14 protein-coding genes are annotated in these 15528 nt (G+C 67.8%); all 14 read left to right on the top strand.

Going from position 1 to position 15528, the window contains the following annotated elements:
• Positions 1–211: 211 nt before the first annotated feature.
• Positions 212–1006 carry an MBL fold metallo-hydrolase gene (locus tag V5F84_RS13325; RefSeq protein ID WP_394043410.1) on the top strand — a complete coding sequence of 265 codons (795 nt, stop codon included), beginning with the start codon at positions 212–214 and terminating at the stop codon, positions 1004–1006.
• Between the two features lie 144 nt (positions 1007–1150).
• Entirely contained in the window at positions 1151–2560 is a 1410-nt protein-coding gene (locus V5F84_RS13330; protein ID WP_394043409.1) for a sensor histidine kinase, read from the top strand.
• A 53-nt stretch (positions 2561–2613) separates the two neighbouring features.
• Positions 2614–3564 (top strand): NADH-quinone oxidoreductase subunit B family protein, encoded by a 951-nt coding sequence (locus tag V5F84_RS13335; RefSeq protein ID WP_509277210.1) that lies wholly within the window; start codon positions 2614–2616, stop codon positions 3562–3564.
• The gene (locus V5F84_RS13340) at positions 3561–5039 is read left to right on the top strand and encodes a nickel-dependent hydrogenase large subunit (protein WP_394043407.1); all 1479 of its coding nucleotides are present in this window, start codon (positions 3561–3563) and stop codon (positions 5037–5039) included. Before V5F84_RS13335 ends, V5F84_RS13340 begins: the two co-directional genes overlap by 4 nt.
• A gap of 7 nt (positions 5040–5046) precedes the next feature.
• Positions 5047–7362 (top strand): carbamoyltransferase HypF, encoded by a 2316-nt coding sequence (gene hypF / locus V5F84_RS13345; protein ID WP_394043406.1) that lies wholly within the window; start codon positions 5047–5049, stop codon positions 7360–7362.
• A 189-nt stretch (positions 7363–7551) separates the two neighbouring features.
• Positions 7552–8634, top strand: a complete 1083-nt coding sequence (locus V5F84_RS13350; RefSeq protein WP_394043405.1) for a hydrogenase small subunit — start codon at positions 7552–7554, stop codon at positions 8632–8634.
• A complete protein-coding gene (locus tag V5F84_RS13355) occupies positions 8631–10445 on the top strand; it encodes a nickel-dependent hydrogenase large subunit (protein WP_394043404.1) in 1815 nt (604 codons plus the stop codon). The genes V5F84_RS13350 and V5F84_RS13355 overlap by 4 nt, the downstream gene beginning before the upstream one ends.
• Positions 10446–10457: 12 nt before the next feature.
• Positions 10458–11210 (top strand): Ni/Fe-hydrogenase, b-type cytochrome subunit, encoded by a 753-nt coding sequence (cybH, locus tag V5F84_RS13360; protein ID WP_394043403.1) that lies wholly within the window; start codon positions 10458–10460, stop codon positions 11208–11210.
• Positions 11211–11470: 260 nt separating this feature from the next.
• On the top strand, positions 11471–12094 hold the full coding sequence (locus V5F84_RS13365; RefSeq protein WP_394043402.1) for a HyaD/HybD family hydrogenase maturation endopeptidase: 624 nt from the start codon (positions 11471–11473) through the stop codon (positions 12092–12094).
• Positions 12095–12114: 20 nt separating this feature from the next.
• A complete protein-coding gene (locus V5F84_RS13370) occupies positions 12115–12426 on the top strand; it encodes a HypC/HybG/HupF family hydrogenase formation chaperone (protein WP_509277111.1) in 312 nt (103 codons plus the stop codon).
• On the top strand, positions 12426–12845 hold the full coding sequence (locus V5F84_RS13375) for a thioredoxin domain-containing protein (RefSeq protein WP_394043400.1): 420 nt from the start codon (positions 12426–12428) through the stop codon (positions 12843–12845). The genes V5F84_RS13370 and V5F84_RS13375 overlap by 1 nt, the downstream gene beginning before the upstream one ends.
• Before the next feature lie 10 nt (positions 12846–12855).
• On the top strand, positions 12856–13701 hold the full coding sequence (locus V5F84_RS13380) for a hydrogenase expression/formation protein (protein ID WP_394043399.1): 846 nt from the start codon (positions 12856–12858) through the stop codon (positions 13699–13701).
• A gap of 9 nt (positions 13702–13710) precedes the next feature.
• On the top strand, positions 13711–14580 hold the full coding sequence (hybE, locus tag V5F84_RS13385; protein ID WP_394043398.1) for a [NiFe]-hydrogenase assembly chaperone HybE: 870 nt from the start codon (positions 13711–13713) through the stop codon (positions 14578–14580).
• Positions 14577–15527 (top strand): nickel-dependent hydrogenase large subunit, encoded by a 951-nt coding sequence (locus tag V5F84_RS13390; RefSeq protein ID WP_394043397.1) that lies wholly within the window; start codon positions 14577–14579, stop codon positions 15525–15527. The genes hybE and V5F84_RS13390 overlap by 4 nt, the downstream gene beginning before the upstream one ends.
• Position 15528: the final 1 nt, after the last annotated feature.

Raw genomic sequence — 15528 nt, forward strand, 5'->3', positions numbered from 1 at the left:
GTCCGTTGCCCCGCATTGATGTACCCGGCCGCCGGCCGTCGGCCGATCCGTCTAGGCTCAACGCAGCAACGCAGCGTTGGTTGCGTCGCACGAAGACGGTGCGGAAACTGCGGTCGTGCCTGGGGAGAATCGGGCGTGCCCGGCGCGAGAGCCTTGGTGATCCGCGCCGGCGGCGGTAAGGCTCCTGGGTGACAGCGCGCGGAAGCTTCCCATGGGCCTGACCTTCACCATACTCGGCTGCGGTTCCTCGGGCGGCGTGCCCCGCGTGGCGCAGGGATGGGGCGCGTGCGATCCCACCAATCCGCGCAACCGCCGGCGGCGCTGCTCGCTGCTGGTGCGCCGGCACGGACCGGACGGCGTGACGACGGTGCTGGTGGACACGTCCCCGGACCTGCGCGAGCAATTGCTGGATGCGCAGGTCGATCGGGTGGACGGCGTGCTCTTCACCCACGCCCACGCCGACCACACCCACGGGATCGACGACATTCGCCCGCTGGCCATCCAGCAGCGCCAGCGCATCGACGCCTATATCGATGCGGACACGTCGGAGGCCCTGCATCAAAGGTTCGGCTATTGCTTCCGCACACCGCCGGGCGGCGTTTATCCGCCGATCCTGACCGAGCACAGGTTCCATGAGGGCCGGGCGGTGCAGATCGACGGGCCGGGCGGGCCGGTTGTCGCGCTGCCGATTCGCCAGCACCATGGGGAGATCGACTCGTTCGGCTTCCGCTTCGAGGGCGTCGCCTATTCAAGCGATGTCAGTGCATTTCCGGATAACTCACTTCAATATCTCGAAAATCTGGATATCTGGATTCTTGATGCATTACGTGAGGCGCCGCATCCTTCCCATTTCAGCCTGAGCGAGGCGCTCGCCCACATCGCGCGACTGAAGCCGCGCCGGAGCATTTTGACCAATCTCCATACCGACCTGGATTACGGACGCCTGGAGACCATCCTTCCGGCGGGCATTATCCCCGCCTTCGACGGCATGACCTTCGAGGGGTGACACTCGCAATCTGAATCATCAGGTCGGAATGCGCAATCAAGCCTCTGTTTTCGTGGTGTTAATTTGTGAATTAAAGGCAATTCTCGCCGCCGTCCTGGGGCGCCGAGGATCCGCTGTTGTGATCCGGGGCGCGGCGGGCTTAGCATGACGGCTCTTTTGTCGATCCCGGTTTCCCTGTCCATGCCCGCATCCGGTAGCAAAGGCCGTGCGCTCGATCCCGCCGCCGGCGGGCTTGGGATCGATGCCGCCGCTGCGCTCAACGCCGATGCGGAACAGGCCTGGATCGCCGTCATCCGCAAGATGGACGAGACCTACGCCGAGCTGGTGACCCAGCAGGTGGAGCTTGAGAACAAGAACGCCGCGCTGGAGGAAGCCCAGGCCTTCATCGCGGGCGTAATGGCGTCCATGACCGACGCCTTGATCGCCTGCGACCTCACCGGCCGCATCGAGCAGGTGAACGTCGCCGCCGAGCGGCTGCTCGGCCGTTCGGGGTCCGACCTGCTGGACCTCAGGCTCGCAGATCTGCTGGCGCCGGAAACGCCGACCGGATTTGCCGACGTATTGGCCATCGTCGCCAAGCGGCAGCGCATCGTGGACCGTGATTTCGCCTTCTCCACGCCGGAGGGTCCCTTGCCGGTTTCGGTCAACGGCGCGATCCGGTTCGATTCCCGGGGCCGTGCGGTGGGCATCGTCCTCATGGGCCGGCCGATCGGCGAGCTGCGCAAAGCCTATAGCGATCTCGCCGCCGCCCACGAGCGGCTGAAGCAGGCCCAGCAGCAGCTGGTGCATGCCGAGAAGATGGCCTCGCTCGGCCGCCTGGTCGCAGGCGTCGCCCACGAGCTGAACAATCCCATCTCCTTCGTCTATGGCAACGCCCACGCCCTGAAGCGCTATGGCGAGCGGCTCGTGAGCTATGTGGATGCGCTGCACGGCCAAGCGCCGGTGGCAAGCGAGCTGCGGGCGGACCTGAAGATCGACCGCACCTTGAAGGAGATGGCCCCCACCATTGCCGGCATGCTGGAAGGGGCCGAGCGGGTCCGCGACATCGTCGCCGACCTGCGGCGCTTCTCCTCGGACCGGCGGCAGGCGTCCGAACCGGTGGACATGGCGGCGCTGGTGCGCTCGTCCCTGGATTGGGTGGCCAAGGCCCAGAGCCCGGCCGTGGAGACCACCTTTCAGCTGGTGGGGCCGCTCGACGTGATCGGCCATCCCGGCCAGTTGCACCAGATGATGATGAACCTCATTCAAAACGCGGTGGACGCCATGGAGGGCGGCGGCCGCCGCCGGCTGCTGATCGCCGGCGAGCGGCGCGGCGACCGCGTCGTCATCAGCGTCCAGGACAGCGGGCCCGGCATCGCCCCGGAGATCGCTTCGCGGATCTTCGATCCCTTCTTCACCACGAAGCCCGTGGGCAAGGGGACCGGCCTTGGCCTGTCCATCAGCTATCGCATCGTGCAGGAGCACGACGGCCTGCTGGAGGCGGGCAATCATCCCGGTGGCGGCGCGGTGATGCGGGTGACCTTGCCGGCCGCGCCGGCGGAGGGGCCAGCTTGAGCACGCCGTTCAACATTCTCTGGCTGCAATCCGGCGGCTGCGGCGGCTGCACCATGTCGCTGCTCTGCGCCGAGGGGCCGGACCTGCTCACCACGCTCGACAGCGCCGGCATCCGCATGCTCTGGCACCCGGGCCTATCCGAGGAGACCGGGAGCGAGGCCTTGGCGGTGTTCGAGCGCGTGCGGTCCGGCGCGGTGCGCCTCGACGCCCTGTGTGTCGAGGGTTCGCTGTTGCGCGGGCCGAACGGCACCGGCCGCTTCCATGTGCTCGCCGGCACGGGCCGTCCGACGATCGAATGGGTGCGGGAGCTTGCAGCCCTCGCCGAGCATGTGATCGCGGTCGGCACCTGCGCCGCCTATGGGGGCGTGACCGCCGCCGGCATCAATCCCGCCGATGCCTGCGGCCTGCAATATGACGGGCGGCGCGAGGGCGGGGCGCTGGGCGCCATGTTCCGCTCCCGCTCGGGCCTGCCGGTGATCAATGTCGCCGGATGCCCCACACACCCCAATTGGGTGACCGAGACCTTGATGCTGCTGGCCTCCGGCCTGCTTGGCGCGCAGGATCTCGATGCCTATCGCCGGCCGCGCTTCTATGCCGACCATCTCGTGCACCATGGCTGCCCGCGCAACGAATATTACGAGTTCAAGGCGAGCGCGGAGAAGCTCTCCGACCTCGGCTGCATGATGGAGCACCTGGGCTGCCTCGGCACCCAGGCCCATGCGGATTGCAACACGCGCTCCTGGAACGGCGAGGGCTCCTGCACCCGCGGCGGCTATGCCTGCATCAATTGCACGGCGCCTGAATTCGAGGAGCCGGGCCACGCCTTCCTGGAAACCCCGAAGGTCGCCGGCATTCCCGTCGGCCTGCCCACCGACATGCCGAAGGCCTGGTTTATCGCCCTGTCCTCCCTCGCGAAAGCGGCGACGCCCGAACGGCTGCGGCGCAATGCGGTGAGCGACCATCTGGTGGTGCCGCCCACGGTGCGGGACATCAAGCGGCGATGAGCGAAGCGCAAGGTTCAGCGGGCGATGGCGTCACGCGGCTCATCGTCGGGCCGTTCAATCGCGTGGAGGGCGATCTGGAGGTGCGGCTGGACATCGCCAATGGCGCGGTGGCGCAGGCCCATGTCTCGTCGCCGCTGTTTCGCGGCTTCGAGCGTATTCTGGAGGGGCGCGACCCGCTGGATGCGCTGGTGATCGCGCCGCGCATCTGCGGCATCTGCTCGGTTTCCCAGTCCCAGGCCGCAGCCCTGGCGTTGGCCGGATTGCAAGGGCTGGAACCGACGCGGAACGGGCGGATCGCCACCAATCTCATCGTCGCCACCGAGAATGTGGCGGACCATCTCACCCATTTCCATCTCTTCTTCATGCCGGATTTCGCGCGCGCCGCCTATGCGGGGCGGGCGTGGTTCCCTACGGCGGAAGCCCGCTTCAAGGCGGGGCGCGGCACCAGCGCGCGGCGCCTGCTGGAGGCACGGGCGACCCTGCTCCATGTTCTCGGCCTGCTCGCCGGCCGGTGGCCCCACACCCTGGCGATCCAGCCCGGGGGCGTGACCAAGCGCGCGGAATCCCGCGACAAGGTCCGCCTCCTGGCCACGCTGGGCGCGGTGCGGGCGGTGCTGGAGACTCAATTGTTCGGCGCGAAGCTGGAACAGGTGGCGAGCCTGGCCGATGGCGCCGAGCTGGAGGCCTGGCGTGCCAGGGGCCCGGACGGCGATTTCCGCCTGTTCCTGGAGATCGCCGCCGATCTGGATCTGGCGCATCAAGGCCGCGCCTATGATCGGTTTCTCTCCTATGGCGCCTATCCCGCGCAGGAGGGCCCGCTCTATCCCGCCGGCGTCCTTGTCGCGGGGGAGGTGAGCGGCTTCGATCCGGCGGATATCGCGGAGGATCACACCTTCTCCCGCATGGAGGAGGGCGCGCATCCGCATCATCCGTTCCAAGGCTCGACCGTGCCCGACGGGACGGACGAGACCGGGTACACATGGTGCAAGGCGCCGCGGCTGAACGGCCTGCCGTTCGAAACGGGCGCCGTGGCGCGGCAGGTCATCGACGGCCAGCCCCTGATCCGCGATCTCGTGTCAGCGGGCGGGGGCACTGTGTTCTCCCGCGTCATTGCCCGGCTGGTGGAAACCGCGCGCACGCTCATCGCCATGGAAACCTGGGTCCGGGCCCTGGAACCGGAGGGCGCCTGGTGCGCCCAGGGGCACATGCCCGCCCGAGGCCGGTCCGCGGGGCTGACCGAGGCCGCGCGGGGCGCGCTCGGCCATTGGGTGGAAGTGGAGGGTGGCCGCATCTCGCGCTACCAGATCATTGCCCCGACCACCTGGAATTTCTCGCCGCGCGACGCGGCCGGCGTGCCCGGTCCGCTCGAAGCCGCCCTGGTGGGCGCGCTCGTGCATCGCGACGAGACAACCCCGCTGAGCGTGCAGCATATCGTGCGCTCGTTCGATCCCTGCATGGTGTGCACGGTGCACTGAGGCGCCCATGTCCGACATCCGGGGGGTCGAAATCACCGTGCGCGGGATCGTGCAGGGGGTGGGATTTAGGCCCTTCGTGTGGCGCCTCGCCCGGCGGCTCGGACTTTCCGGGGAAGTGCGCAACACCGGCGACGCGGTCTTCATCCATGCCGGCGGTGCGCCGAAGGCCTTAGCGGCCCTGGCAGTCGCTTTGCGCGAGGAGGCGCCCGTCCTGTCCCGCGTGGAGGCGATCTCCTCGCGTCCCGCGCCGCCGCCGGATGGTGCCGGATTCCGCATCGTCGAGAGCGGGGCAGGGGCGGTTTCGGTCGGCATCGTGCCCGATATCGCCACTTGCCCGGCCTGCCGGGCGGAAATCGCCGACCCCGCCGCGCGCCGCTTCGGCTATGCCTTCACCAATTGCACGGACTGCGGGCCGCGCTTCTCCATCGTCCGGGGGCTGCCCTACGACCGCGCCCGCACCACGATGCAGAGCTTTTCCCTGTGCGCGGCATGCCGAGCAGAATATGCAAACCCCGAAGATCGGCGCTTCCACGCCCAGCCCATCGCATGCGCCGCCTGTGGGCCGCGCCTGAGCTGGACGTCTTTGGGGCCTGTGCCCGATCCGGCACAGGCTGATGACGATGCCCTGACCCAGGCCGTGACTGCCTTAAAGGCTGGCGGCATCATCGCCGTGAAAGGCATCGGCGGCTTCCATATCGCATGCGACGCCACAGACGGCGGGGCGGTGAAGGAGCTGCGGCGGCGCAAGCACCGGCCGTCGAAACCCTTGGCCGTCATGGTGGCGGATCTCGACGCCGCAGCAGCGCTCTGCCATCTCGCGCCCGGCGAGGCGGCGGCGCTCTTGGACCCCGCGGCCCCCATCGTGCTGCTGGCACGGCGGGAGAACGGACCGCTGGCGGCAGGCATTGCCCCGCCGCCGGGCCGGATCGGCCTCATGCTCGCCTATACGCCCCTGCATCATCTGCTCCTGAAGCGCGTCGGGCGGCCGCTGGTGATGACCAGCGCCAATCGCGCCAACGCGCCCCAGGTGTTTCGCGACGATGAGGCCGCGCAAGCGCTTGCCGGCATCGTCGACGGCATTCTCGGCCACGACCGGCCGATCGCCCGCCGCCTCGAGGATCCCGTCGTCCGTGTGGTGGGCGGGCGGGCGCGGGTGATGCGACGCGGACGCGGGCAGGCGCCGCGCCCGTTCGATCTGCCTGAGGATTTTGCCGGTGCACCGCCCGTGCTCGCCATGGGCGGCGATCTGAAAAGCGCGGCCTGCCTCACGCACGGCCGCAAGGCCCTGCTGACCCATCATCTCGGCGAACTGGACGCGCCGGCCATCGAGGACGAGTTCGCCGACGCGATCGCCGATTATGAAGGCGTCTTTTCCCATGCCGCGGCTGCGATCGCGCTGGATCTTCATCCCGACTACCGCGCCACCCGGTTCGGCACCCACGTTGCCGAGGCGCGTGGGCTGCCCGTGGTGGGCGTGCAGCATCACCATGCCCATATCGCCGCTGCCATGGCGGAAAACGGCTGGCGGCGCGATGCCGGGCCCGTGGTCGGCATCGCTTTGGATGGGCTCGGGCTCGGGACCGACGGCACCGCGTGGGGCGGGGAAATCCTGGTGTGCGATTATCTCGCGTTCCGCCGGCGCGGGCGGCTTCGGCCGATCCCGCTTGCAGGGGGCGACAGCGCAAGCCGCGAACCCTGGCGGGTGTTGCTGGCCCATCTCGATGCGGCCGTGGGTGCAGATGCCGTTCCGCCCGAGCTGTTCGCAGGCAAGCCCCTCGCCACCCTCCGGGCGATGATCGCGCGACAGGTGAATGCGCCGCTCGCAAGTTCGGCCGGCCGGCTGTTCGACGCCATGGCCGCGCTGCTGGGCTTGGCACCGGATCGCCTCAGCTTCGAGGGTGAAGCCGCCATGGCGCTGGAAGCTTGGGCGGAAGGGCAGGAGGCCCCGGCGCCTTATCCCTTCGCCATGTCGGACAGCGGCGACCTGCTAGACCTCGATCCCGCCCCACTCTGGCGCGCCGCGCTGGCGGATCGCGCCGCAGGGGTCGGCATCGAGACCTGCGCCGCCAATTTTCACGCCGGCGTCGCGATCGCCTTCGCGGATGCGGCGGCGCATGTCGCCCGCGCCGAGGGCCTGCGCCATGTGGCGCTGTCGGGCGGCGTGTTCCAGAACGGCCTGCTGCTCGAAGCTGTCATGGAGCGCCTCACCGCGGCCGGCTATGCGGTGATGGCGCCTGCCGAGGTGCCCGCCAATGACGGCGGGCTCGCCTTCGGCCAGGCGGCGGTGGCGGCGGCCCGTCTTCTGGCGGACCGAACGGCCTGACCGCAAAACCGGTCACGCGCTTTCCGCCCCGGCTGCAAAGTGAGGTGCCACTTTCCGCACCGGATGCCCATCCACCGATCCAACGCCTTGATATTGCTAAACATAAGAACTGGCACGCGGGTTGCTGATGGAGCCTCAGCGCATCGCCTCGACGCGATGGCGTGAGAGCACCACCAGGAGGGACGCCGCATGGTCGGCCTCGAAACCTTTTATGATGTCATGCGGCGGCAGGGCATCACCCGCCGCTCGTTCTTGAAATATTGCTCGCTCACCGCCGCCGCGCTCGGCCTCGGCCCGGAACTCGCGCCGCAGATCGCCCATGCCATGGAAACCAAGCCGCGCCTTCCGGTGCTGTGGCTGCACGGGCTGGAATGCACCTGCTGCTCGGAGAGCTTCATCCGCTCCGCCCATCCGCTGGTGAAGGATGTGGTGCTCTCCATGATCTCGCTCGACTATGACGACACGCTCATGGCGTCGGCGGGCCATCAGGCGGAAGCCATCCTCGACGAGGTGATGACCAAATATAAGGGCAATTACATCCTCGCGGTGGAAGGCAATCCGCCGCTCAACGAAGACGGCATGTATTGCATCATCGGCGGCAAGCCGTTCGTGGACCAGTTGAAGAAGGTGGCCAAGGACGCCAAGGCCATCATCTCCTGGGGCTCCTGCGCCTCCTACGGCTGCGTGCAGGCGGCGCGGCCGAACCCTACCCGCGCCACGCCGGTGCACGAGGTGATCTTCGACAAGCCCATCATCAAGGTGCCGGGCTGCCCGCCCATCGCCGAAGTGATGACCGGCGTCATCACCTACATGCTCACCTTCGACCGCATTCCCGAGCTGGACCGCCAGGGTCGGCCGAAGATGTTCTATTCCCAGCGCATCCACGACAAATGCTACCGGCGCCCGCATTTCGACGCCGGCCAGTATGTCGAGAAGTTCGACGATGAGGGCGCCCGCAAGGGCTATTGCCTCTACAAGATGGGCTGCAAGGGCCCGACCACCTACAACGCCTGCTCCACCGTGCGCTGGAACGACGGCGTTTCCTTCCCGATCCAGGCCGGGCACGGCTGCATCGGCTGCTCGGAGGACGGCTTCTGGGACAAGGGCTCCTGGTACGCGCGCCTCGCGGACATCAACGGCAGGGGCTTCGGCGTGGAAGCCAATGCGGATCAGATCGGGCTCGCGGCTGCGGGCGTCGTGGGCGGCGCCGTGGCGGTGCACGCAGCGGTCAGCGCCCTGAAGCGCGCCCAGCATAAGGGAGACGCCAAGTGACCATCCAGACCCCCAACGGCTTCAGCCTGGACACCGCCGGGCGCCGCATCGTCGTCGATCCGGTCACGCGCATCGAAGGCCATATGCGTTGCGAAGTGAATGTGGACGCCAACAATGTCATCCGCAACGCGGTCTCCACCGGCACCATGTGGCGCGGGCTTGAGGTGATCCTCAAGGGCCGCGATCCGCGCGACGCGTGGGCGTTCGTCGAGCGCATCTGCGGCGTGTGCACGGGCTGCCACGCGCTCACCTCGGTGCGCGCCGTGGAAGATGCCCTGCAGATCAAGATCCCGAACAACGCGTTCCTGATCCGTGAGATCATGGCGAAGGTGCTGCAATGGCATGACCACGTCGTGCATTTCTATCACCTGCACGCGCTCGACTGGGTGAACCCGGTCAATGCGCTGAAAGCGGACCCGAAGGCGACCTCGGCGCTCCAGCAGGCGATTTCCGACCATTCCAAATCCTCGCCCGGCTATTTCCGCGACGTGCAGAACCGGCTGAAGAAATTCGTCGAGAGCGGTCAGCTCGGCATCTTCAAGAATGGCTATTGGGACAATCCCGCCTACAAGCTGCCGCCCGAGGCGGACCTGCTGGCGGTGACCCATTATCTTGAGGCGCTCGATTTCCAGCGTGAGATCGTCAAGGTCCACACCATCTTCGGCGGCAAGAACCCGCATCCGAACTACATGGTGGGCGGCGTGCCCTGCGCCATCAACATGGAAGGCGACATGTCGGCCGGCGCGCCGCTGAACATGGAGCGGTTGAACTTCGTGAAGCTGAAGCTTCAGGAAGCCTATGAATTCTCCAAGAACGTCTATGTGCCGGACGTCATCGCCATCGCCAGCTATTACAAGGGCTGGCTCTATGGCGGCGGGCTCTCCGCGACCAACGTCATGGATTATGGCGATTACGAAGCCATCCAGGGCCAGAAATCCACGGATCGCCTGCCGGGCGGCGTGATCCTCAACGGCAATTGGAACGAGATCCACCCCATCGACCCGCGCGACCCCGAGCAGGTGCAGGAGTTCGTCACCCATTCCTGGTACACCTATGGCGCCGGCAAGAACGACGTCGGCCTGCATCCCTGGGATGGCGTGACCGAGCCGAACTATCAGCTCGGCCCCGCAGCCAAGGGCACGAAGACCAATATCGAGGCGGTCGACGAGGCGGCGAAATATTCCTGGATCAAGGCGCCGCGCTGGAAGGGCAATGCCTGTGAGGTCGGCCCGCTCGCCCGCTACACGCTCGCCTATGCCCATGGGGTCGATTACGTGAAGGGGCAGGTGGACGAGGCGCTCGGTCGCTTCAACACGCTGGCCGGCACCAACCTGACGCCGAAGCAGGCGCTTCCCACCACCATCGGCCGCACGCTGGCGCGCGCCCTTGAGGCGCATTATTGCGCCGAGATGATGCTGACCGACTTCGACAATCTGATCGCCAACATCAAGGCCGGCGACAGCACCACCGCCAATGTGGAGAAGTGGGACCCCGCCACCTGGCCGAAGGAAGCCAAGGGCGTCGGCACGGTCGCCGCGCCGCGCGGCGGCCTCGGCCATTGGATCAAGATCAAGGACGGGCGGATCGAGAATTACCAGTGCGTCGTCCCGACCACCTGGAACGGCGGCCCGCGCGATCCGAAGGGCAATATCGGCGCGTTCGAGGCCTCGCTTCTGAACACGCCCATGGAACGGCCGGACGAGCCCGTGGAGATCCTGCGGACGCTCCATTCGTTCGACCCGTGCCTTGCCTGCTCCACCCATGTGCTGGCGCCGGGCGGCGAGGAACTCGCCCGCGTCACCGTCCGCTGAGGGGAGGGGGCGATGACCGATACCTCCCTCGGCGCGGGCGCGCCTTCCCACGCTTCCCCGGCGGGGTCATCCCCGCCGGTCAGCGGATCGCGGAAACTCACCACCGTTTACGTGTACGAGGCGCCGGTGCGCCTGTGGCATTGGGTCAATGCCCTGTCCATCCTGGTGCTGTGCGTCACCGGCTATCTCATCGGCTCGCCGCTCCCGACGCTGTCGGGGGAAGCCAGCGCCCATTACATGATGGGGACGATCCGGTTCGTGCATTTCGCGGCGGGCTATATCTTCGCCATCGGCTTCATCGGACGCGCCTTGTGGGCGCTGGTGGGCAACCAATACGCGCGGGAGCTTTTCACCTTCCCGTTCTGGAAGGCGAGCTTCTGGCGCGGCCTGCTGATCGAGGTGAAATGGTATGCCTTCCTCAAGCCGCGCCCCCTGAAGTTCATGGGTCATAACCCGCTCGCCCAGGTGTTCATGTTCTGGGTGATGGTGGTGTGCGGCCTGTTCATGATCGGAACCGGGTTCGCCCTCTATTCCGAGGGCGAGGGGCTCGGCAGCTGGCAGGACCGGCTGTTCGGCTGGATCATTCCGGCCTTGGGCGGAAGCATGAATGTGCACACCTTCCACCACCTCGGCATGTGGGTGTTCATCGTGTTCGTAATCATCCACGTCTATTCGGTGATCCGGGAGGACATCATGTCCCGCCAGAGCATGGTCTCGGCCATCACCAATGGCTACCGCACATTCCGGGACGACGACCCGGACTAGCCGACCCTGTCATCGGGCGGATCGAAAGGCGCGGCATATGTCGCGCCTTTTTATTTGGAAGGTTTATTTCCATTTTCTCCCAATTATGGACACTTTCCTGACAAAGAGCGGGCACCGGGCAGGTAGGTGGCGAGGGCCGGGCCTTGTCCGCGCTCATTTTGCGATCCGGCAAAGGGCTGGCACGGGTCTTGTATTAGACCAAGTCGAAAAAACCGCGGCGGCAGACCGCATCGGGAGCGTCCCAGGGAGAAAGGCGTCGCATGGCCGACGATCGCATCCTCGTGCTTGGAATTGGCAACATCCTTTGGGCGGATGAGGGGTTCGGCGTGCGGGTGGTCGAGGCCATAGACCGCGACTTCGTCATGCCCGATGCCGTCACGCTGCTGGATGGCGGCACACAGGGCCTCTATCTGCTGCCGCATCTGGAAGACGCCGACATCGTGGTGATCGTCGATGCCGTCGATTACGGCCTGCCGCCCGGCACGCTGCACCTGCTGAGCGACGACGAGGTTCCCGCGGTGCTCGGCGCCCGCAAGGTGAGCCTGCACCAGACCGGCTTTCAGGAAGTCCTGGCCTTGCTTCAATTGCGCGGCTGCGCGCCCCGTGTCCTGCGTCTGGTGGGGGTGCAGCCCCACACGCTGGATGATTACGGCGGCGGCCTGACAGAGGTGGTGGCGGCGCAGGTGGCGCCCGCGGCCGCGCACGTGGTGTCGTTGCTGCGCGACGCATTCGGCGTCACGCTCACGCCGCGCACCCAGACCGACGATGCGGTGCTCGCCCCGGCGGTCGCCCGCTACGCCTATGAATCCGGTCGCCCCAGCGCAGAGGACGCCTGCCGCATCGGCGATGAACGCGTCCTCGCCCTCAGAAGCGAGGGGGCCTGAGCATGTGCGTCGGCGTGCCCATGCGCATCCTTGAACGCAATGGTGACTTCGCCCGGTGCGAAAGCGAAGCGGGCGTGGAGCGGATCGACCTCTGCCTCGTTCCGGAGGCGGGGATCGGCGACCACGTCCTGGTCTTTCTGGGGTCGGCCCGGCGGGTTCTGGATGCCCGCGAGGCGCGCCTCATCGCCGAAGCGCTCGCCGCCCTATCCGCCGTCATCACCGGCGCCGGCCCAAGCGCGGCGCTCGATGCCGCGTTCGCCGATCTCGACCGCGAACCACAATTGCCGCCCCACCTTGCCGCCGCCCTGGCCGCCGGCCGAAAGGAAGCCTGATGCCCGAGATAGCATCCGAGATCCCGCCCGCCGCGGCTGCGCTCCATCCCCTGGTCCAGCGGCTCATCACCACCCATGGCTATGCCTATGTGGATACGCCCGAGGATCTCGGCACCGATCCCCGCGACCGGCTGCTGTTCCTGCCGGCGTACGGAAAATCGCACATGGAGACGCCCGACATCGCGGCGGTGCTGCCCGAGCTGGTGCGGGCGCTCGAGGGCGGGCGACGCCCTCTGACCGGCGCGGTGGCCGGGCCAGCAATCGAACGCGCCCTGCGCGAGGCCCTCGCCCTCGCCCTTCCGGCGATCGTGGTGCTGCGTGACGGCGATCCCATCGGGTCCATCGCCCGCATGCGCGATTGGGACGAATATCTCACCCGGCTCGGCACGGTGCTCGCCGATGCCTGTATGACCCATTGAGGATCGCGCAATGGCATCGCTTCCCATCGCCACCCAGCCGCCGATCGGGTTCGGGCCCGGCAGCCAGACCGAGGGCGCAGACGGCCTCGCCTACCTGCCCATGCCCTCGGGCATGCGCGTCTATGAACCCCATCTTCCGGAGGTAGAAGACAAGGCCCGCCATGCGCCGGCCTTCGCTGCCCTGGAGGAGGTGCAGCGGGCTTTGGAGAGCTGGAAACCCGGCGCCCATGCTTCCGTCTCGCTGGCCGGCTTCGACGCGGCGAACCGGCGGCTGATCGACGAGGCGCTGGGCGAGGGCGAAGTCGCCGTGCGCGTCAGCGGCGGCGGTGCGCCGCTGGAAATCCAGGAGGCGACCTTCGCCGGGGTCTGGCGGGTGCGCGGCGCCGACGGTGTGGACCGGATCGAGGTCGGAGCCTTTCCCCGCGGCGCCCTTCTGCGGGCCTTTCCCGCGCATTGGGAAATCGATCTGGCGGATACCGCCCGGCCGCGCTCCGGGGTCGTCAACGCGCCGCCGGTCATCGCGGAGATCGCCCACCGCACCGAAGCGCGCGCGCCGGGAACGCCGCCCCATGTGATCAATTTCTCCCTCCTCCCGCACACGCCCGAGGATCTAGCGCTGATCGACGCGGCGGTCGGCGTCGGCGGCCTCACCATTCTGTCCCGCGGCTACGGCAATTGCCGGATCGACGCGGCGGCGCGGCGCGATGTCTGGCGCGTGCGGTATTACAATTCCACAGACATGCTGATCCTCGACACGCTTGAAATCACCGATCTGCCGGAGGTCGCCTGCGCCGCGCCGGAAGACATCGCCGATTCCGCCGAACGGCTGAGCGAAGTGCTCGAGGCCATGCGATGAGGACCGATCATGCGGTTTGAAGGTTCGTTTCGCGGCGCGAACGGCGGGCTCGATCCGAAGACCCGCCTGGAATGCAAGGTGTGCTGGCACGTCTATGACCCCGCCGAGGGGTGCGAGACCTGGCAGGTTCCCGCCGGCACCGCGTTCGTCGACTTGCCGGAGCAGTGGCGCTGCCCGGTGTGCGATGGCGAGCGCGACCAATTCATGGTGCTCGACCAGGGAGAGGGGGGCGCCGCCGCGCCCGCGCCGGCTGTCGATCCGCGCCTGGAGGAGATTGTCCGCACGGTGCCGCCGCGCCTGGAAGCCGCGTTCCGCGAGATTCACGCGGGCCAGATGCGTGGCGTTCCCATCGTCAACGAGACCTTGTCGGTGAAGGCCGTGGGCTTCCGCGTCCACGAGGGCAGGGTTTTCGGCATGCTGGTCACCCCCTGGTTCATGAACCTCGTCCTGCTGCCCGGCCCGGACGAGGACTGGACCCGCCTTGCGACCGGCACCAAGGAGCTGATCGCCTTTCCCTCGGGCTGGTATGAATTTCTCGGCGCGAACCGCCCGGAAACCGGCCCCTACAAGGCCTGCTCGCTGTTTTCGCCCATGTTCGACTTCACCTCGATGCTCCAGGCCACGGAAACCGCCCAGGCGGCGTTGATCGCTTTGCTCGATCCCGCGAACCGCGAGGAGGGCGCGCCGACGGCCGAAATCCGCCGTCGCCGCACCGAGGAACTGGCGGCGCTCGAAGCCGCGGAGGCTGCGGCTTCGCGCGATGACGCCGCATCGCCGGACGGCGCGGAGCAACGGCCGGTGCTTTCGACCCAGCCCACGCGCCGTGAGTTGATCTTCGGCGCCGCCGCCGGCGCGCGCCCGGCAGCGGAGCCGGCATGACCGAAGCTTTGACCATCGCGCGGCCCGGTATCGCGGCGGGCTGGCACTTCACCAGCGTGCCGATGCCCGATCCCGAGCCGCTGCTGGTGGGCCGGCGCGTGGAAGAAGCGCTGGAGCTGCTGCCGCGCCTGTTCAATCTCTGCGGGGCCGCGCACCATGCCGCCGCATGCCATGCGCTCGGAGTGCCCGACGCCGAAAACGCCGGCGCGATGCGGGCCGAGACCGTGCGCGACCACGGGGTCGCGCTGTTTCATCTTTGGCCCGGCATGCTCGGCATGTCCTCCGACAGAACCGGCCTTGCCCTGCTCGGACGTGGGATGCCGGCGGAGCTGGCGCGACATGTCTGCGGCGGGGACGATCTGCCGGCATTCTCGCTCTCCGATCTGGACGCCTGGCTGGCCCGCGCGCCGACGCCGACCGCAGGGCTGCTGCGCGACCTGCGCGAGCGCCTGGACCCCGCGTGGGGCCGGGCCGCGCTTCCCCCAATGGATGTGGAAGCGTTGGATTCGCCCCTGATGGAGGACGCGCCTTCGTCCCGCCACGAGGCCACGGTTCTGGCACGCGTGCGCGTCGCGCCGGTGATCCGCGCGCTGCTCCAGAAGGAAGGGGCGAGCCTGTTCGCGCGCCTGCTCGCGCGGATCGTCGATCTGCTGTGGATGGCGCAGGGCGGCCGCGACGCGAGGCTTCATGGGCAAGCCGGGGCGGGGATCGGCTATGCGCAGGCGGCGCGAGGGATGCTCGTTCATCGTGCGACGGTGAAAGACGGCCGTGTTCTCGCCTATCGCGTGCGCACCCCGAGCGCCTGGAACCTCGCGCCCGGCGGCCTGTTCGCGCAGATGCTCGCGGCCTTGCCGGCGCGGCGAGAGGCGCAGATGCTGGCGCGGATTGCCGAATGCGCGGTCAATCCCTGTGTTCCGCTGACCCTCCATTTCGTACCGGAGGCCTGAC

This window comes from Roseixanthobacter liquoris, from assembly GCF_043195135.2.
Classification (GTDB): Bacteria; Pseudomonadota; Alphaproteobacteria; order Rhizobiales; family Xanthobacteraceae; genus NCEH01.

Bases quoted from the DNA above. Each gene is read 5' to 3' on its own strand.
- V5F84_RS13325 (WP_394043410.1), top strand. From the start codon at position 212: ATGGGCCTGACCTTCACCATACTCGGCTGCGGTTCCTCGGGCGGCGTG.
- V5F84_RS13330 (WP_394043409.1), top strand. From the start codon at position 1,151: ATGACGGCTCTTTTGTCGATCCCGGTTTCCCTGTCCATGCCCGCATCC.
- V5F84_RS13335 (WP_509277210.1), top strand. From the start codon at position 2,614: ATGTCGCTGCTCTGCGCCGAGGGGCCGGACCTGCTCACCACGCTCGAC.
- V5F84_RS13340 (WP_394043407.1), top strand. From the start codon at position 3,561: ATGAGCGAAGCGCAAGGTTCAGCGGGCGATGGCGTCACGCGGCTCATC.
- hypF (WP_394043406.1), top strand. From the start codon at position 5,047: ATGTCCGACATCCGGGGGGTCGAAATCACCGTGCGCGGGATCGTGCAG.
- V5F84_RS13350 (WP_394043405.1), top strand. From the start codon at position 7,552: ATGGTCGGCCTCGAAACCTTTTATGATGTCATGCGGCGGCAGGGCATC.
- cybH (WP_394043403.1), top strand. From the start codon at position 10,458: ATGACCGATACCTCCCTCGGCGCGGGCGCGCCTTCCCACGCTTCCCCG.
- V5F84_RS13365 (WP_394043402.1), top strand. From the start codon at position 11,471: ATGGCCGACGATCGCATCCTCGTGCTTGGAATTGGCAACATCCTTTGG.
- V5F84_RS13370 (WP_509277111.1), top strand. From the start codon at position 12,115: ATGCGCATCCTTGAACGCAATGGTGACTTCGCCCGGTGCGAAAGCGAA.
- V5F84_RS13375 (WP_394043400.1), top strand. From the start codon at position 12,426: ATGCCCGAGATAGCATCCGAGATCCCGCCCGCCGCGGCTGCGCTCCAT.
- V5F84_RS13380 (WP_394043399.1), top strand. From the start codon at position 12,856: ATGGCATCGCTTCCCATCGCCACCCAGCCGCCGATCGGGTTCGGGCCC.
- hybE (WP_394043398.1), top strand. From the start codon at position 13,711: ATGCGGTTTGAAGGTTCGTTTCGCGGCGCGAACGGCGGGCTCGATCCG.
- V5F84_RS13390 (WP_394043397.1), top strand. From the start codon at position 14,577: ATGACCGAAGCTTTGACCATCGCGCGGCCCGGTATCGCGGCGGGCTGG.